We start from the raw sequence: 18473 nt of genomic DNA on the forward strand, positions 1-18473 counted from the left end.
CTATGAGCACGGGTTTTTCACGTGACACCCGCACCGGCGACGACGGCGTGACCGATGACGTCCGGCAGGGTTTCGTGCCGTTTCCGGCCGAGCGCACGCAGCGCTACCGGCAGGCCGGGCTGTGGACGGGGCGCCCGCTCGACTCGATCCTGCGCGACGCGGCAACGGCCTGGCCGGACAAGCTCGCCATCGTCGACGCCGACGGCGGCTACACCTTCGCCGAACTCGACGCGGTCGCCGACCGGGTGGCCGCCGGGCTGAGCGCGCTGGGGATCGTCCCCGGTGATCGGATCCTGGTGCAACTCCCCAACTCCTGCCAGTTCGCCGTCACGCTGTTCGGGGCGCTGCGGGCCGGCGCCGTGCCGGTGATGTGCCTGCCGGGGCACCGGGCGGCCGAGATGGGCCACTTCGCCTCGGTCAGCGGTGCGGTCGCACTCGTGATCGCCGACGAGGTCAAGGGATTCGACTACCGCGAGCTCGCGGCCGGACTGAAGGATCAGCACCCGGCGCTGCGCCACATCGTGGTCGACGGCGATGCGGGACCGTTCACGCCGTGGTCGGAACTGACTGGATTCAACGGCGCCGCAGCATCTTCGGCGCCGTTCGATCCGGACGCACCGGCGCTGCTGCTGGTCTCGGGCGGTACCACCGGGCTGCCCAAGCTGATCGCACGGACCCACGACGACTACGTCTACAACGCGGTGGGCATGGCCCGCGAGTGCCAGATGACCTCCGAGGACGTCTATCTCGTGGCATTGCCCGCCGGCCACAACTTCCCGCTCGGCTGCCCAGGACTGCTCGGCGCGATGACGGTCGGCGCGACCACGGTGTTCACCGCCGACCCGAGTCCGGAGTCGGCGTTCGCCCTCATCGACCGATATCAGGTGACCGTCACGGGACTGGTCAATGCGCTGGCCAAGCTGTGGGCCCAGGCCTGCGAATGGGAACCGGTGCTGCCGACGTCGCTGCGCCTCGTGCAGGTCGGCGGTTCCCGCCTCTCGCCGGAGGAGGCCCGCTTCATCTACGACGGCCTGACCGACGGCCTGCAGCAGATCTTCGGGATGGCCGAGGGCATGTTGCAGTTCACCCGTCCCGGTGATGCCCTCGACGTGGTGACCCAGACCCAGGGCAGGCCGATGTCACCGCACGACGAACTGCGGGTGGTCGACGAGAACGGCGTCGAGGTCGCGCCCGGCGAGGAGGGCGAACTGCTGGTGCGCGGGCCGTACACGATCAACGGCTACTACCGCGCCGAGGAGGCCAACGCGCGCTCGTTCAGCCCGGACGGCTTCTACCGCAGCGGCGACCGGGTGCGCCTGTTCGCCGATGGTCCGCTCGCGGGCAACATCGAGGTGACGGGCCGCATCAAGGACGTCATCCACCGCGGCGGCGAGACGGTGTCGGCCACCGACCTCGAGGACCACCTGCTCGCCCACCCGGCGATCTACGCGGCGGCGGCCGTCGCGCTGCCCGACGAGTACCTCGGCGAGAAAATCTGCGCTGCAGTCGTCTTCACCGGCGCCCCGGTGACACTCGCCGAACTCAACGCCTTCCTCGACGAGCGCGGCGCGTCGGCGCATGCCAGGCCCGACACGCTCTTCCCGATGCCGTCGCTGCCCGCCACATCCGTCGGCAAGGTGGACAAGAAGAAGGTGATCGCCGCCCTCCACGGGTGATTCGGCGCGCTCACGATCGCGGGCCGAACGTTTCCGCGCCGAAATCGCTAGACGTCGACCTTCTCGCCGGGGGTGAGCATCTCGACGATCCTGGCCGTGACGGCCGCGGCCGTCGGATGCTCCCACAGCAGCGTCGGCGGCAGCACCAGCCCGGTCTGCTTCTCCAGCTGGCGCCGCAACCGCACGGTCATGATCGAGTCGACGCCGAGCTCGACCAGCGGCAGGTCGGGATTCACGTCGGCCTCGGCCAGCCCGAGCTGTGCGGCGACGGCGGCCAGCACCCGTTGTGCCAGCACCGCGGGATCCACCCCGCCCGCGGCCATCGGCTCCACTGCCGGACCGTCGTCGACCGCCACGTCCGACGGCGCCACGTCGGCCAGCATCGGTACCGCCGAGGCATTCGGAAGGAGGGGCAGCACAACGACGTTGGGGTCGTCGTCGCGCATCGCCAGATCGAGTGCCCGCATCGCGTCGTCGGCGCCGACGGTGCCCATACCCAGTGCGTCGAGCTGGGCCGCGACGAACTCCGACGCCGAACCCATCCCGAGGCCACGCCACGCCGTCCACGCCACACTCGTGGTGCGGTCGCCGAGACCGCGGCGGTGCCGGGCGATCACGTCGAGGAAAGAGTTCGCGCACGCGTAGGCACCCTGTCCCGGGAAGCCGGCCAGGTAGCCGCACGACGAGAACAGCACCATCCAGTCCAGCTGTCCTGGCGGGAACACCTCGTGCAGGGTGAGTGTGCCGTGCACCTTCGGGTGCATCGCCGCCGCGAAGTCCTCGGCAGTGGTGTTGGCCAGCAGCGCACCGGCTTCCACGCCCGCCCCGTGCACCACACCGCGCACCGGGGGCAGGTCGCGCAGCACGGCGCGCAACCCGTCGGCGGCGCCGGGTGCGCCGACGTCGAGGGCGGCGACGGTGACCGAGACGCCGCGATCCTCCAGCGCCCGCACCCCGCGCACCGCCTCCGAACCGGCATGGTCGTCCCACGCCGACCGCTCGGGCAGGCCCGACCGTGACAACAGCACCAGCCGCCGGGCACCCAGGTCGGCCAGCCGGTGTGCCACCCGCAGCCCCAGGGCGCCGGTTCCGCCGGTGATCAGGTAGCTGCCCGCCGGTGAACACTCCATCGGCGCAGCCGTTCTCGTGCCGCTGGGGCCCAGCCGGGCGACCAGGGCGGAGCCGCCGCGCACCACCACCACACCGTGTCCGGGCAACGAGAACGCGCCGAGTGGCAACCGGCCGTCGGCGACGTCGAGCACGCCGCCCCACAGCTGCGGATGTTCGGCCGCGGCCACCCGGGTGAGCCCCCACAGCGGTGCGTGGGCGAGGTCACCGCCCTCGTGCACCCCGGTGGTCAGCACCCACAGCCGCGCCGTCGCACCGGTCTCCAGCAGGGTGGTCAACGTCCGGGTCACCAGGTCGACCGACGCCTCGGGCGCGTCGTCGGACCGCGGCAGCACCAGCACCACGGCGGTGCGGCCGAGATCCCGCCACAGCGCGGGCCAGTCGGCGCTCGGGGACAGTGCCGCGAGCTCCGCCGGGTCCTCGAAGGCGCGGTAGGCCACGCCCGCGGCGGTGAGGTCACGCACCGCGGCGTCCAGGCCGTCGACATCTCCCCCGACCAGGACCACGCCGCTGGGCAGATCGTCCTGCTGCCAGTCCATCTCGTGCCACGTCACCCGGTGCAGCATCCGGGAGGCGTCGTCGCCGGACCATCCGCACCCCGAGGTCTCGAGCTCCTCGAACCCCATCCCGGTGATGGACAGCAGCACCGCCCCCGACGGGTCGGCGATCGCGACGTCGGTGGTCGTGGTGCCGGGCCGCCGACGCACCAGCAGCGCGGCGGCCGATGGAGCGTCGCCGTACACCCGCACACTCTCGATGCGCGAGGGCATCCGCAGTCGCGGCGGCCCGTCGAAGATCGTCGAGGCGGCCGAGGTCGCGGCGTCCATCAGCGATGCCCACGACGTCGGCGCTGAACCGTCGGCCTCGGCGGACACCACGGCCACCAGTTCGCCGTCGCCGCGACGCAGGTTCTTCACGTCCCAGCCGAAGCCCATCGCGGCCACGCCGAGCGTGGCAAGGGTGTCGATGACATGGCGGGGCGGCAGGAGTTCTGCGCAACGGCGCCGGGCGGCAGCCAGATCCAGATGTGGCCGCGGAGAACGGATGTCGTCGGCGGCCAGCACGGCGCTGGTGTGGGTGAGCCAGCCGCCGTCCTGCGCCTCGCCGCCTCCGCCGTCGGCGTCCACCAGCCGGGAGGACAGGGTCAGCGCCCGGTCCTGCAGCACCACCTGCAGATCGCGGGCCCGGCCCGGCGCGACCGGCGTGCGCAGCCGAACGTCGGTCAGGCCCGCACCGGCGTGCCCGCTCGCCGACAGGAAGGTGTTGAGCAGCACCGCCGCAGGCACGATCTCGGTGCCCTGCACCGGGTGGTCGCCCGGGTACGGCCTGCTGTCGCTGTCGAGCCGGGTCTGCCACATCGTCGTCGCGACGGCGCCCGCGACGTCGGTCCGGCCGCCGAGAAGGGTGTGGGTGGCGGGGTCGTGCACGCCGCGGCCGCCGGGTGGCGGGGTGGGCACCCGCCAGAAGTGCCGGTGCCGCCACTGGGTGCCGGGCAGATCGGCCGCCCACGGGGTGTCGGCGCCGACGCCGTGCGACACCTGCGCGCCGTGGCAGTGCAGGGCGGCCACCGCCGTGACGACGGCCCGCACCTCGGCGGTCTGCCTGCGCAGCACCGGGACTACGGCGTGCTCGTCGATGCCGAGGTGCAGCAGCGTCTCGACGATCGAGTGCGAGACCACCGGGTGCGCGGACACCTCGAGGAACAGTCGGTGGCCGTCCTCGGCCGCAGCCGTGACGGCCTCGGCGAATCGGACCTGTCCGCGCAGATTGGCCACCCAGTAGTCCGGGTCGCGGGGGGCGCTCGACCGGGGATCGGCGAGCGCCGTGGTGTACAGCGGAAGCGCCGCGCGGCCTGCGGGCGCCAAGGTGGCGACCAGCCGCGCGAGTTCCCCGGTCAGCCCGTCCATCGCCGGACTGTGGAACGCCACGTCGGTGTTCACCCGGCGCACGACGACACCCTCGTCGCCCCACGCCCGGCTCACCTCGTCCACGGCGTCGACGACACCGGAGATGACCGTCGACTCCGCAGAGGCGCTGATCGCGGCCACCACGTCGGCGCGCCCGGCGAGGCGCTGCGCGGCGTCGCCGAACGGCAGCCGGACCAGGGACATCGCTCCGTCACCCATCACAGACCGGAAGCCGCGGGCGCGGTAACACGCCACGGCGGCACCCTGCCGCAGGTCGAACACCCCCGCGACCACGCACGCGGCGACCTCGCCGACCGAGTGGCCGATCACCGCCGCAGGGGTGACACCCCGCTCGCGCAGCACCGCCGCCAGACCGACCTGCATCGCGAAGGTCAGAGCCTGGACGCGGTCGGTGCCGCCGAGTTCGCCGGTACTGAGCGCCTCCCGCGCCGAGAAGGCCAGCTCGGCGCCGAACACCTCGTCGACCTCGTCGATGACGCGGGCGAACACCGGGTCGGCAGCGATCAGCTCGCGGCCCATGCCCGCCCAGTGCGATCCGTGCCCGGAGAACACCCACACCGCATCCCTGGGCTCGCCTGCCGGAACGACCCCGGTGACGAGATTGGGGCTGACGTCGTCGCGGGCCAGCGCATCGAGTCCGGCGACCAGTTCGTGGTGCTGCTCGGCGATCACGGCGGCCCTGACCGGTTCGTGCGCGCGGCGCGCCCACAGCGTGGCGGCCACCTCGGGCAGCGGTCGTTCGACACTCCTGAGGTGGTCGGCGAGTGCCTCGGCTTGGCGCTCGAGCCGCACTCCGGACCGGGCCGACAGCGGCACGACGACCGGTCCACCCGGTGTCTGGTCGGCGACTGCCGGCACGGTCGCCGGCGCCTCCTCGAGCAGGATGTGCGCGATCGTGCCGCCGTACCCGTAGCTGCACACCGCGGCGCGGCGCGGCGTCTCACCGCGCGGCCACGGCTCGGGCTCGGTGGGCACCCGAAGACCGCTGGTGGCCCAGTCCACCGCCGGGGTGAGCCGGCGCAGTCCGGCCGTCGGCGGGATGACCTCGTGATGCAGCGCGAGCACCGTCTTGATCAGGCCGAGTACACCGGCGCCGCCCTCGAGGTGGCCGATGTTGGGTTTGACCGACCCGATGCGACACGGGTCGTCGGCGGGCCTGTCTGCACCGTACACCGTGGCCAGCGCGCCGACCTCGGTGGGATCGCCTGTCGGCGTGCCGGTTCCGTGCGCCTCGACGTATCCGACGCTGGACGGCGCGATGCCCGACGTCCGGCAGGCGCGGGCGAACATGTCGGCCTGCGCCTCGCCGTTGGGCGACATGATGCCGACTGTGCGGCCGTCCTGGGCGACCGCGCCGCCGCGGATCACCGCCAGCACGCGGTCTCCGTCGCGCCGGGCGTCGGCGAGGCGTTTGAGCACCACGACCCCGGCGCCCTCGCCACGGCCGTACCCGTCGGCGGCGGCGTCGAAGGTCTTGCAACGTCCGTCGGGTGCGGTGGCGCCCGCCTCGTCGAGGACCCGGGTCAGGCCGGGGCCGATCAGGGCGCTGACGCCGCCGGCGAGGGCGAGCGAGGTCTCGCCCGCCCGGAGCATCTGGCAGGCCTGGTGCACCGCGACCAGCGAGGCCGCGCACGCCGCGTCCAGCGCGACGCTCGGCCCACGCAGGTCGAGCAGGTGTGACACCCGGTTGGCGATTCCACACAGCGACGTGCCGATGCCGGTCCACGCCTCGATGCCGGGCAGGTCCTCCATGAGCAGCTTGCCGTAGTCGTCGGAGTTGACGCCCATCAGCACGGCGGTGTCACCGCCGGCGAGCGACCGCGGCGACACCCCGGCGTGCTCGAGCGCCTCCCAGCTGACCTCGAGCGCGAGCCGCTGCTGGGGGTCCATCAACTCGGCCTCCCGTGGCGAGACTCCGAAGAAGTCGGCGTCGAACCCGGCCAGGTCGTCGAGGAACGTGCCCCACCGGGTGGTCTCCCGCAGCACGGCGGCGTTGCGCGGGTCTCGCCGCAGGTAGGGCTCCCAACGCTGCTCGGGCACCTCGCGGACGTCGCTGAGGCCCTCGACCAGGAAAGTCCAGAAGTCGGCGGCCGTGCCGACGTCGCCCGCCACGCGGCAGCCCAGACCGATGACGGCGATGGGTTCGTCAGTCGACACGTCAGTGCCGGCCCGACTCGGCACGCGGCACCAACGAAGTCTGCTTAGCCTTGCCTAAGTGCTCGCCAGCCATGCGCACATATTGGCACACGAAATTTCCCGGCAGGCACCTACCTGAGAGCCCGCCGAACCCCTCTCACCTGCTGTTGACCAGCCTGTCCGGGCGTTACGGCGCCCACGCGCCATTGCAACGCACGGCGGGTGTTGCGCAGATCACGTCGCCTGGCGCGCCGGCTCACTGACCTTCACCAGTGTCTTGCCGATGTTCGCGCCGGTGAACAACCCGTTGAGCGCGTCGACACACGACTCGACGCCTTCGAAGATGGTCTGACGGTGCACCAGCAGGCCGTCGCGCTCCCACTGCCGCAGCGCCGCGAAGGCCTCGTCGAAGCGGCCCCACTGGTCGAGCGCGTTGAACCCCTGCATCAGCGCGGTCTTGGACAGCAGGCTGACGTAGTTCGCCGGCCCCGGGTGTTCGCCGGTGAGGTAGCTGGAGATGACACCGCACAGCACGACGCGTGCCCTCGACGCCAGCCGGCCGAGCACCGCGTCCAGGATCGGCCCGCCCACGTTGTCGAAGTAGACGTCCACGCCGCGGGGACAGTGCGCCTTGAGTTCGGCGGCGACGTCGCTGTTCTTGTAGTCGATGCAGGCGTCGAAACCGAACTCCTCGACCACCGCCCGGCATTTGTGCGGCCCACCGGCGATGCCGACCACCCGGGCGCCGGCGATCCTGGCGATCTGCCCGGCCACCGACCCGGTGGCGCCGGCCGCCGCCGACACCACCACCGTCTCGCCGGCCTGCGGCCGGCCGATGTCGGTCATGCCGAAGTAGGCCGTCGCGCCCGTCGGGCCGTAGATCGACATGATCGCCAGCTGGTCGTTCTCCCCCGGCATCGGCGTGCTGAACAGGTCGTCGCGGATGATCACGTACTCCTGGAACCCCGACAGCGTGGTGACGACGTCGCCGACGGCATAGGCCGGGCAGCGCGACGCCACCACCTCGCCGATCCCGGCGGCGCGGATCACCTCGCCGATGCCGACCGGCGGCAGGTACCCCGGCTGGTCGTTGAGCCAGGTCCGGGCGGCGGCGTCGATGCCGATGTAGGTGTTGCGCAGCAGCGCCTCACCGTCGGCCGGTTCGGGCGCCGGCGCGCTGACCAATTCGGTGTCGGCGGGCCCGATCAGGCCGGTCGGGCGGCGGCGCAGCAGGATCTGGCGGTTCGTCAGGTCGGACACCAGGCCGAAAGTACTGCAGCGACAACCATCTTCGTGACGGTTCGGGATCATCGCCGATCTCACCGGGCCGTCAGTCGAGAAGGTGGCGCACCACCGCGTCGGCCAGCAGCCTGCCGCGGTCGGTGAGCACCGCGCGGTCCGCCACGCGCACGACGAGCCCGTCGGCCTCCGCCCCGCTCATCCGCTCCCGTTCGACCTCGCTGAGCACATCCAGGGGCAGGCCGGTGCGCAGGCGCAACCGCAGCATCACGTCCTCGACGTGCCGGTCGGCGGTGTCGAGCAGCTCGAAGTCCGCGACCGGCAGCGTGTTGTCGGCGAGCTTCGCGGCATAGGCGTTCGGGTGCTTGACATTCCACCACCGCGTCGCGCCCAGGTAGCCGTGCGCGCCAGGCCCGGCGCCCCACCACTCGCCGCCGTCCCAGTAGCCGAGGTTGTGCCGGCACTCGGCGCCCGGCCTGCTCCAGTTGGACACCTCGTACCAGGCCAACCCCGACGCGGACAGCTGCGTGTCGAGCAGTGTGTAGCGATCGGCCAGCACGTCATCGTCGGGAGCGGCGACCTCACCGCGGCGCACCCGTCGGGCCAGGGCGGTGCCGTCCTCCACCACCAGCGCGTAGGCCGACAGGTGATCGATACCCGCCTCGAGCGCGGTGTCCACCGACCGGCGCAGGTCGTCGTCGCGCTCCCCCGGCGTGCCGTAGATGAGGTCGATGCTGACGTGCTCGAAGCCCGCCGCTCGCGCCTCGGCCGCCGCCGCGGGCGCGCGGCCGGCCGAGTGCACCCGGTCCAGCACCGCGAGCACGTGCCTCGCCGCGGACTGCATGCCCAGCGACACCCGGGTGAAGCCGGCGGCGCGCAATTGGTCGAAGAAGCGTGGCGAGGTCGACTCCGGGTTGGCTTCGGTGGTGACCTCGGCCCCCGGCGCGAGGTCGAACCGGTCACGCACCGCGTCGAGCACCTCCGCGAGGCCGTCGCCGCCCAGCAGCGAGGGCGTGCCGCCGCCGACGAACACCGTCTGCACCGCGGGCGGGACGCCCAACTGGGCGGCCGCCAGCTCCAGCTCGACCCGCAGCGCCGCCAGCCAGCCGTCCGGGTTGGCGCCGCCCAGCTCGGACGGTGTGTAGGTGTTGAAGTCGCAGTACCCGCAGCGGGTCGCACAGAACGGCACGTGGATGTAGATGCCGAACGGCCTGCCCGGTGTCGCGGCCAGCACTGGCCGGCCGGCGGGCGCAGCGTGGACGGTCATGGCACCATTTTCCCAGATGGTGGTAGTGGACCCTTTTGCTCACAGTGAGCGCAAATCTGGCCCGGTTAGGGCGGGCGGGGCCATTCGTGGCACAATCGGGGGGTGACCGCCGTCCAGTTCCCCCGCGTTTCGCTGGTGGTTCGTCGGCATGTCGACTTCAAGCGCGTCTGTACCTCTTGTTGTCTGCCCTAGTGCCGTAGACCTGCCCACCTGAACTTCCAGCTGGCCGCCGGATCTGCGCCGCCGGACAGCCACCGGTGATCAGCGCGCTCCGTACGCCGGCTCCCCCGAAGGAGCCACAGCCCGTGACCGAAACCCCCACCCCGCCGAAGGCTCGTGCGCCCAAGCGCCCCCGCGGCGAAGGCCAGTGGAAACTCGGCTACCGCGAACCTCTCAACGCCAACGAGCAGGCCAAGAAGGACGACAACCCGCTCAACGTGCGTGCGCGCATCGAGAACATCTACGCCCAGGGCGGCTTCGACAGCATCGACAAGGGCGATCTCCGCGGCCGCTTCCGCTGGTGGGGCCTCTACACCCAGCGCAAGCCCGGCTACGACGGCACCTGGACCGGCGACGAGAACACCGACATGCTCGAAGACGAGTTCTTCATGCTGCGGGTCCGCAGCGACGGCGGAGCGCTGACCGCCGCGGCGCTGCGCACACTCGGCACGATCTCGACGGAGTTCGCCCGCGACACCGCCGACATCTCCGACCGGCAGAACATCCAGTACCACTGGATCGACGTCAAGGACATGCCGGAGATCTGGCGACGACTCGACGCCGTCGGCCTGCAGACCACCGAGGCGTGCGGCGACTGCCCGCGCGTCGTGCTGGGATCCCCGCTGGCCGGTGAGTCCCTGGACGAGGTCATCGACGGCACGCCTGCGGTGAACGAGATCGTCAAGCGCTACATCGGCAAGCCCGAGTACTCCAATCTGCCGCGCAAGTTCAAGACCGCGATCTCCGGCCTGCAGGACGTGGTGCACGAGGTCAACGACGTCGCGTTCATCGGGGTGAACCACCCCGAACACGGTCCCGGGTTCGACCTCTGGGTGGGTGGCGGCCTGTCGACCAACCCGATGCTCGGCCAGCGGGTCGGCGCGTGGGTGCCGCTCGACGAGGTGCCCGACGTGTGGGAGGGCGTGGTCAGCGTCTTCCGCGACTACGGCTACCGCCGGCTGCGGGCGAAGGCGCGGCTGAAGTTCCTGATCAAGGACTGGGGCGTGGAGAAATTCCGCCAGGTGCTCGAGGACGAGTACCTCGGCCGCAAGATGATCGACGGCCCGGCACCTGACCCGGTGACGCGCCCCATCGACCACGTCGGCGTGCAGAAACTCAAGAACGGGCTCAACGCCGTCGGCGTCGCCCCGATCGCCGGTCGCGTGTCCGGCACCATCCTGACCAAGGTCGCCGACCTGGCCGAGGCCGTGGGCAGCGACCGGATCCGCTTCACGCCCTACCAGAAGCTGATCGTGCTGGACGTGCCGGACGACAAGCTGGACGAGTTGCGTGCCGGCCTCGACGCGCTCGGCCTGCCGTCCACACCGTCGCACTGGCGGCGCAACCTGATGGCGTGCACCGGCATCGAATACTGCAAGTTGAGCTTCGCCGAGACCCGCAGCCGTTCCCAGGTGCTGGTGCCCGAGCTGGAGAAGCGGCTGGACGACATCAACGCACAGCTCGACGTGCCGGTGACGATCAACATCAACGGCTGCCCGAACTCGTGTGCCAGGATCCAGGTCGCCGACATCGGGTTCAAGGGCCAGATGATCGACGACGGCAACGGGCCCGAGGAGGGATTCCAGGTGCACCTCGGCGGCAGCCTGGGCCTGGACAGCGGTTTCGGCCGCAAATTGCGCCAGCACAAGGTGCTCTCGACCGAGCTCGGCGACTACATCGAACGGGTCGTGCGCAATTTCGTGAAACAACGCGAGGACGGCGAGCGTTTCGCTACGTGGGCGTTGCGCGCGGACGAGGCCGATCTGCGGTGACTGCCCGCGTGACGAGCGGAGGAAATCGATGAGCGATCTGATGACGGAGACCGGCCTGCAGGCGCTGGCCGAACGCGGTGCGGCCGAACTCGGACCCCACGCGAGCGCAGACGACCTGCTCCGCTGGACCGACGAGAACTTCGGCGGCAGCTACATCGTGGCGTCCAACATGCAGGACGCGGTGCTGGTCGATCTGGCCGCCAAGGTGCGGCCCGGCGTCGACGTGCTGTTCCTCGACACCGGCTACCACTTCGTCGAGACGATCGGGACCCGCGACGCGGTCGAGGCGGTCTACGACGTCAACGTCGTCAACGTCACGCCCGAGAACTCGGTGCCCCGCCAAGACGAGCTGTTCGGCAGGAATCTGTTCGAGCGGGAGCCCAACGAGTGCTGCCGGATGCGCAAGGTCGAGCCGCTGGGCAAGGCGTTGCGCGGCTACTCGGCGTGGGTCACCGGCATCCGCCGGGTCGAGGCCCCGACCCGCGCCAACGCTCCGCTGATCAGCTGGGACAAGGCGTTCGGGTTGGTCAAGATCAATCCGCTGGCCGCCTGGAGCGACGACGACATGCAGGCCTACATCGACACCAACGGCGTGCTGGTCAATCCGCTCGTCTACGAGGGCTACCCGTCGATCGGATGCGCGCCGTGCACGGCCAAGCCGATCGAGGGCGCCGATCCGCGCAGCGGCCGCTGGCAGGGCCTGTCCAAGACGGAATGCGGGCTGCACGCGTCGTGACGCGGCCCGAGCCGACTCTCGTCCTGACCGCCCACGGCAGCGCCGACCCGCGGTCGGCGGAGGTGACCCATGCCGTGGCAGGCAGGATCCGGCGCCTGCGGCCATCGCTGGACATCCGCGCGGCGTTCCTCGACCACACCGGTCCGCGGCTGGGCGACGTGCTGCGGCAGACGGCCGACGGCGTCGTCGTACCGTTCCTGCTCGCCGACGCGTTCCACGCCAGGACCGACATCCCGGCGATGATCGCCGAGTCCGGATGCCGGGCCGGGCAGGCCGCCGTCCTCGGCGAGGATCCCGCACTACTGGCCGTGGCACGTCAACGACTGTCCGAGGCGGGGGTGTCGCCCGACGACGAACGGATCGGCGTGATGGTGGTCGCGGTGGGTTCCTCGAGCGCCACGGCCAACGCCCGCACGGCCACCGTGGCGCAGGCCCTGTCCGTCGGAACCCGCTGGGCCGGGGCCGAGGTGGCGTTCGCCACCGTGCCGCACCACACACCGGCGCAGGCCGCCGCAGCGCTGCGTCAGCGCGGAGCCGGCCGGCTGGTGATCGTGCCGTGGTTCCTGGCGCCCGGCCGGATCACCGATCGTGTGGCGACCTTCGCCGCGCGCGAGTCGATGACGATGGCCGAGCCGCTCGGGTCGCACAACCTGGTGGCGGCCACGGTGCTGGACCGCTACGACGAGGTGACCTCGTCGGCGCTGGCCGCGTAGGGCTGCTAGGCGCTCGTCGTCGCGCCGAGTTCCACCTCTTCGGTCTCGGGTAGCTCCACGCCACCCGGGATCTCCGGCACGCGGGTGGCACGGACGTACACCGTGTCCCCCTCGCGCAGGCCCAGCGCCTCGGCGTCACCGCGGGTGATCTGCGCGGTGAACGGGGCCTTGGTAGCCGCGTTGGTCAGCTCGAGGCGAACCTCGAAGCCGAGGACGACAACGCGGTCGATGAAGGCCTTCACCACCCCGGTCGACTTCACCGAGTCGCTCTCGGCGATCGACATCTCGGGATTGCGCCCCACTCGGATGTCATGCGGCCGGACCAGGGTGCCGTTCAGCGACGAGACCGCCCCCAGGAACGACATCACGAATGCGTTGGCCGGGGTGTCGTACACCTCGGTCGGCGATCCGACCTGCTCGATGCGGCCCTTGTTGAGCACAGCGATGCGGTCGGCGACGTCGAGCGCCTCGGCCTGGTCATGGGTGACGAGCACCGTGGTGACGTGCACCTCGTCGTGCAGCCGGCGCAGCCACGCCCGCAGGTCTTCGCGGACCTTGGCGTCCAGGGCGCCGAACGGTTCGTCGAGCAGCAGCACCTCAGGGTCCACCGCCAGCGCCCGGGCCAGGGCCATCCGCTGGCGCTGACCGCCGGAGAGCTGGTTGGGATAGCGGGTCTGGAAACCGGCGAGCCCGACGACCTCGAGCAGGTTGTCGACCTTCTCCTTGACCTCGGCCTTCGGCCGCTTGCGGATGCGCAGCCCGAATGCGACGTTGTCGCGCACCGTGAGGTGCTTGAACGCCGCGTAGTGCTGGAACACGAAGCCGATCCCGCGCCGCTGCGGCGGCACGTTGGTGACGTCGCGGCCCTTGATGGTGATGGTGCCGGAGTCGGGCTGGTCCAGGCCCGCGATCGCGCGCAGCAGGGTCGACTTGCCCGACCCCGACGGGCCGAGCAGCGCGGTCAGCGATCCATCGGGCACCACGAAGTCGACGTTGTCCAGGGCGGCGAAGTCCCCGTAGCGCTTGTTGGCTCCGGTGATGGTGATCGCATTGGTCATGTGTCTGCTCTCCTTGAAACCTATTTTGCGGCCCGCGCGCGCCGGGCGTCGAGGATCACCTGGGCGACGAGCACCAGCACCGCCACGCCCATCAACAGGGTCGAGATGGCGTAGGCGCCGTACTCGTTGTTACGGAAGTACCGGTCGGACACGAGCAGGGTCATGGTCTGCGACTGCCCGGGCAGGTTGGACGACACCATGATCACCGCGCCGTATTCGCCGAGCGTCCTGGCGATGGTCAGCACGATGCCGTAGGTGAGGCCCCACCGGATCGAGGGCAGCGTGATGCGCCAGAAGGTCTGCCACCACTGGGCGCCGAGGGTGGCCGACGCCTCCTCCTGGTCGGTGCCGATCTCGTGCAGCACCGGCTCCACCTCACGGATCACGAACGGCACGGTGACGAAGATGCTCGCCAGCACGATGCCGGGGAAGCTGAAGATGATCTTCAGCCCGAAGTCGTTCTCCACGAATCCGAACAGTCCGGCCGACCCCCACAGCAGGATCAGCGCGACGCCGACGACGACCGGCGACACCGCGAACGGCAGGTCGATGATCGCCTGCAGAACACTCTTGCCACGGAACCTGTTGCGCGCCAGCACCAGTGCGGTGGGCACGCCGAACAGCACGTTGAGCGGGACCACGATCGCCACGACCAGCAGTGACAACTGCAGCGCCGAGACCGCGGCGGGCGTGCTGATCGAGCTGAAGAACTCGCCGATGCCCGGTTCGAGTGTGCGCCAGAGGATCAGCCCGACCGGGACGATCACCAGCACGGTGAGGTAGGCCAGTGCGACGAAGCGCAGCAGGCGGGTGACGAATGGGGACAGGGTCATCGTGCGAGCGCCTCCCGCTTGGCCGCGCGCGACCCGATCGCCCGCAGGATGAAGAGCACGACGAACGAGATGGCGAGCAACACGATCGAGATCGCCGCGGCGCCGACGCGGTCGTCGTTCTCGATCAGCGTCCGGATCCACTGCGACGACACTTCCGTCTCGCCCGGGACCGCCCCGCCGATCAGGACCACCGATCCGAACTCACCGATCGCCCGGGAGAACGCCAGCCCGGCGCCCGACAGCAGCGACGGCAGGAGCGCGGGCAGGATGATCTTGGTCAGGATCGTGTAGTTGTTGGCGCCAAGCGACGCGGCCGCCTCCTCCACCTCGCGGTCCAGTTCGAGCAGCACCGGCTGAACAGAGCGCACGACGAACGGCAGCGTGACGAACAGCAGCGCGACGCCGACACCCCACTTGGTGTGCTGCAGGTGCAGGTCCACCGGGCTGGCGGGCCCGTAGAGCGCCAGCATCACCAGACTCGCGACGATGGTCGGCAACGCGAACGGCAGGTCGATCAATGCGTCGACCAGCCGCTTGCCGGGAAACTGGTCACGGGTGAGCACCCAGGCCACCAGCAGCCCGAACACCGCGTTGACCAGGGTGACGCCGATCGAGATCGTCAGCGTCACCCGGAACGACGCGATGGCGGCGGGCGAGCTGACCGCCGACCAGAACGCCTCCCAACCGCCACCCACGGACTGCCACAGGATCGCGCCGAGCGGCAGCAGCACGATCAGCGACAACCACAGCGTCGCTGCGCCCACCCGCAGGCCGGTGCTGCCGTAGCCGCCGATCACGGGGCGGCGGCGACCGGCATCCCCGTCGCCGGAGATCTCGGGCCGGATCGCCTCAGGATTGCGATCGAGCCCGGTGGTCATCCAGTGGCCTTCTGATAGATCTTCGTGATGGTGCCGTTGTCCTTGTTGAACAGTTCGGAGTCGATCTTCTTCCAGCCGCCGAGGTTCTCGATCGTCCACAGCTTCGCCGGGGCGGGGAACTTCTCGGTGAACTCCGCCAGCACCTTCGGATCGGCGGGCCGGAAGCCGGCCTCGGCCCAGATCTTCTGCGCCTCGGGAGTGAACTGGAAGTTCACGAAGTCCCGCGCCTTGTCCAGGTGCTGGCTGGTGTTCACCACGGCGACCGGGTTCTCGATCTTGAAGGTCTGGGGCGGATTCACGTACTCGAGGCCGAAGTTGATCGCCTCGTTCTCGTAGGCCAGCAGGACGTCACCGCTGCCCTGCTTGAACACGTCGGTGGCCTCGCGGCCGGACGCCGGCCGCAACTTGACGTGCTCGGTGACCAGCTTGTCGACGAAGTCGATTCCGGCCTGCGGGTTCTGCCCACCGTTGCTCGCGAATGCGTACGGCGCCAGCAGGTTCCACTTCGCCGAACCGGAGCTCAACGGGCTGGGCGTGATGACCTCGACGCCCGGCTTGAGCAGGTCGTTCCAATCGCGGATGCCCTTCGGGTTGCCCTCGCGAACGGCGAGGCTCACCACGGATCCGAACGGAATCCCCTTCAGCGCGTTGCTGTTCCAGTCCTCGGCCACCTTGCCGGCCTTGACCAGGCGGGTGATGTCCGGCTCGACGGAGAAGTTCACCACGTCGGCCGGTTTGCCGGACTCGACGCCGCGGGACTGATCACCCGACGCGCCGTAGGAACCGGTGACCGCGACTCCCTTGCCCTGTTCGGTCGCGGCGAAGGCGGGCGCCACCTTCGACCAGCCCGGCTCGGGCACCGCGAAGGCGACCAGGGTGAGCGTCGTGTCGGCGTCACTGCCGCCCTCGCCTGCGACGTCGCTGGAGCCGCCACCGCAGGCCGCCAGCAGCGTCGCGGCGGCGCCGATGACGGCCGCTTGCCGCCAGCGTCTGACGAGGGAACCTGTGTTCACGATGAATGGCCTTTCGGGGGTGGGATACGGGATGTACCCGCCACAGCGGAAAGGCGTTGTCTCGTCACCAGACGGCGTCAGCCGACTACCGACACCAGACCGCAGGACGGAATGAGGTCAGCGACAACAACAGAAAATGTCAGCAACTGCGCAACCCACGGCAATGAGGGCCACGATGTGCCCCTCGATGGTGCCGGACGCAGCTTGCATGGCGCGAAGAATAACAGAGTGGGACGCCCCCGCCACTCGAGAGGTCGCCTCGCTCAGCGGGTCAACCACCAGGTGACGATGACCAGCAGCACCAACACGACCAGCACCAACGTCACGCGCGACCTCGGCAACCCGCTCACATGTGGTCCGTTTCCTCGTGCCGGATCCGGCGGATCAGGCGGGTGCCGTGATTGAGCCCGCCGTCGAGAACCACGGCCACCCCGTAGGCCACCAACAGCACCACCGGCATCACCACCACCGTCTGGAAGACGAACCCGAGACCGGAGAGCCACAGCTCGACGCCGTCCCACCAGCTCAGGAATGCGGCCATGGATCCAACACTAGGCGACAGGTGCTGGGCACCCGGGCGCCGGTGACGGACAATGTGGCGATGTCCGACCCGGTCGAGTCCACGGCGTGCGTCATCGCCGGCGGCGGGCCCGCCGGCATGATGCTCGGCCTGCTGCTCGCGCGCGGCGGCGTCGCGGTGACCGTGCTGGAGAAGCACGCCGATTTCCTGCGCGACTTCCGCGGCGACACGGTGCACGCCAGCACGCTGCGGCTGCTCGACGAGCTCGGCCTGTCCGGCGAGTTCGCCCGGGTGCCGCACCGGTTGATCGACAAGGTGACGGTCACCATCCAGGACACGGTGCTCGAGGTCGGCCTCGACCGTCTGCCCGGGGCGCACCAGCACATCGCGCTCGTCCCGCAGTGGGACTTCCTCGAACTGCTGGCCCGGGCCGCGGCTGCCGAACCGACGTTCCGGCTGTTGCGCAGCAGCGAGGTGCTGGGCGCGTTGCGCGACGGGACCGGCCGGGTCACCGGAGTGCGGTACCGCGGCGCCGACGGCGAGGTGCGTGAGCTGCGGGCCGAGCTCACCGTCGCCTGCGACGGACGGGCGTCGATACTGCGCGACGCGTCGGGACTGCGGACGCGCAGTTTCGGCGCGCCCATGGACGTGTGGTGGTTCCGGCTGCCGCGCTACGACACCGACCCGCACGGACTGACCGGCATCTTCCGGTCCGGCCACGGCTGCGCGCTGATCGACCGGGGCGACTACTTCCAGATCGCCTATCTCATCCCCAAGGGCGCCGATCAGCGGATGCGCGCCGAGGGGATCGAGGCGTTCCGCCGCGAGGTGACCGGCCTGCTGCCCTGGCTCGGCGACCGGCTGACGTCGGTCGAGTCCTTCGACGACGTGAAACTGCTTGACGTGCAACTGAACCGGTTGCGACGCTGGTACACCGACGGGCTGCTGCTGATCGGTGACGCAGCGCACGCGATGTCGCCGATCGGCGGTGTCGGCATCAACCTGGCCGTCGCCGACGCCGTCGCCGCGGCACGCATCCTGGCCGGCCCTCTGCGCGACGGCACAGTGCGCCGCCGCCACCTGGCCGCCGTCCAGACCCGCCGCTGGTTGCCTGCCGCGTTGATTCAGCGGGTGCAGCGACTGGTGCAGGACCGTGCGATCGCGGCGGCGTTCGTCGCAGGCGATGCGACCGGCCCGGCACCCCGGGCGGTCAAGATGGCCAACCGACTTCCGGCGCTGCGCCGCGCCGTCGCCTACGGGGTGGCGATCGGACCGCTACCCGAAAACGCACCGACCTGGGCGCGGCGCTGACGGCGCCGGTGACAGCAAACGCCGTCCTCACGTGGCCACGAGTAGA

The 18473-nt window shown here is 70.6% G+C and carries 14 protein-coding genes; 6 read left to right on the top strand and 8 right to left on the bottom strand.

Translation table 11 applies throughout. The features are described from left to right. The first annotated feature begins 2 nt into the window (after positions 1-2). Complete coding sequence (locus AB0K11_RS21815) at positions 3-1676, top strand: AMP-binding protein (RefSeq protein WP_364981605.1); 1674 nt, start codon at positions 3-5, stop codon at positions 1674-1676. Positions 1677-1723: 47 nt separating this feature from the next. On the opposite strand, the gene AB0K11_RS21820 is transcribed toward AB0K11_RS21815, so the two are convergent. From AB0K11_RS21820 to hemW, 3 genes are all read right to left on the bottom strand, one after another. Further along, positions 1724-6889 carry a beta-ketoacyl synthase N-terminal-like domain-containing protein gene (locus AB0K11_RS21820; protein ID WP_364981608.1) on the bottom strand — a complete coding sequence of 1722 codons (5166 nt, stop codon included), beginning with the start codon at positions 6887-6889 and terminating at the stop codon, positions 1724-1726. Between the two features lie 213 nt (positions 6890-7102). Continuing rightward, entirely contained in the window at positions 7103-8128 is a 1026-nt protein-coding gene (locus AB0K11_RS21825) for an NADP-dependent oxidoreductase (RefSeq protein ID WP_364981611.1), read from the bottom strand. Between the two features lie 70 nt (positions 8129-8198). Continuing rightward, positions 8199-9374 (bottom strand): radical SAM family heme chaperone HemW, encoded by a 1176-nt coding sequence (gene hemW, locus AB0K11_RS21830; protein WP_364981614.1) that lies wholly within the window; start codon positions 9372-9374, stop codon positions 8199-8201. Between the two features lie 135 nt (positions 9375-9509). On the opposite strand from hemW, the gene AB0K11_RS21835 reads away from it, so the two are divergent. The 4 genes from AB0K11_RS21835 (at position 9510) to AB0K11_RS21850 (ending at position 12814) form a co-directional block, all read left to right on the top strand. After that, positions 9510-9566, top strand: coding sequence for a hypothetical protein (locus AB0K11_RS21835; protein WP_364981900.1), 57 nt, complete (start codon positions 9510-9512; stop codon positions 9564-9566). Between the two features lie 113 nt (positions 9567-9679). Then, the gene (locus AB0K11_RS21840) at positions 9680-11365 is read left to right on the top strand and encodes a nitrite/sulfite reductase (protein WP_364981617.1); all 1686 of its coding nucleotides are present in this window, start codon (positions 9680-9682) and stop codon (positions 11363-11365) included. Positions 11366-11393: 28 nt separating this feature from the next. Then, a complete protein-coding gene (locus tag AB0K11_RS21845) occupies positions 11394-12101 on the top strand; it encodes a phosphoadenylyl-sulfate reductase (protein ID WP_364981620.1) in 708 nt (235 codons plus the stop codon). Next, complete coding sequence (locus tag AB0K11_RS21850; RefSeq protein ID WP_364981623.1) at positions 12080-12814, top strand: sirohydrochlorin chelatase; 735 nt, start codon at positions 12080-12082, stop codon at positions 12812-12814. The genes AB0K11_RS21845 and AB0K11_RS21850 overlap by 22 nt, the downstream gene beginning before the upstream one ends. 5 nt (positions 12815-12819) lie before the next feature. Here AB0K11_RS21850 and AB0K11_RS21855 read toward each other — a convergent pair whose 3' ends face one another. The 5 genes from AB0K11_RS21855 to AB0K11_RS21875 all read right to left on the bottom strand — a co-directional run bounded on the left by AB0K11_RS21855 (position 12820) and on the right by AB0K11_RS21875 (position 17137). After that, on the bottom strand, positions 12820-13872 hold the full coding sequence (locus AB0K11_RS21855) for a TOBE-like domain-containing protein (protein WP_364981626.1): 1053 nt from the start codon (positions 13870-13872) through the stop codon (positions 12820-12822). 20 nt (positions 13873-13892) lie between these two features. Continuing rightward, positions 13893-14705 (bottom strand): sulfate ABC transporter permease subunit CysW, encoded by an 813-nt coding sequence (gene cysW / locus AB0K11_RS21860; protein WP_364981629.1) that lies wholly within the window; start codon positions 14703-14705, stop codon positions 13893-13895. Beyond that, complete coding sequence (cysT, locus tag AB0K11_RS21865) at positions 14702-15583, bottom strand: sulfate ABC transporter permease subunit CysT (protein ID WP_364981632.1); 882 nt, start codon at positions 15581-15583, stop codon at positions 14702-14704. The genes cysW and cysT overlap by 4 nt, the downstream gene beginning before the upstream one ends. After that, on the bottom strand, positions 15580-16596 hold the full coding sequence (locus tag AB0K11_RS21870) for a sulfate ABC transporter substrate-binding protein (protein WP_364981635.1): 1017 nt from the start codon (positions 16594-16596) through the stop codon (positions 15580-15582). The genes cysT and AB0K11_RS21870 overlap by 4 nt, the downstream gene beginning before the upstream one ends. A gap of 346 nt (positions 16597-16942) precedes the next feature. Beyond that, entirely contained in the window at positions 16943-17137 is a 195-nt protein-coding gene (locus AB0K11_RS21875; protein ID WP_364981638.1) for a hypothetical protein, read from the bottom strand. A gap of 60 nt (positions 17138-17197) precedes the next feature. Here AB0K11_RS21875 and AB0K11_RS21880 point away from each other — a divergent pair, with 60 nt between their 5' ends. Then, complete coding sequence (locus AB0K11_RS21880; protein WP_364981641.1) at positions 17198-18427, top strand: FAD-dependent oxidoreductase; 1230 nt, start codon at positions 17198-17200, stop codon at positions 18425-18427. The last annotated feature ends 46 nt before the right edge of the window (positions 18428-18473 follow it).

This window comes from Mycobacterium sp. NPDC050551 (assembly GCF_040674075.1).
In the GTDB taxonomy this organism is placed as follows: domain Bacteria; phylum Actinomycetota; class Actinomycetes; order Mycobacteriales; family Mycobacteriaceae; genus Mycobacterium.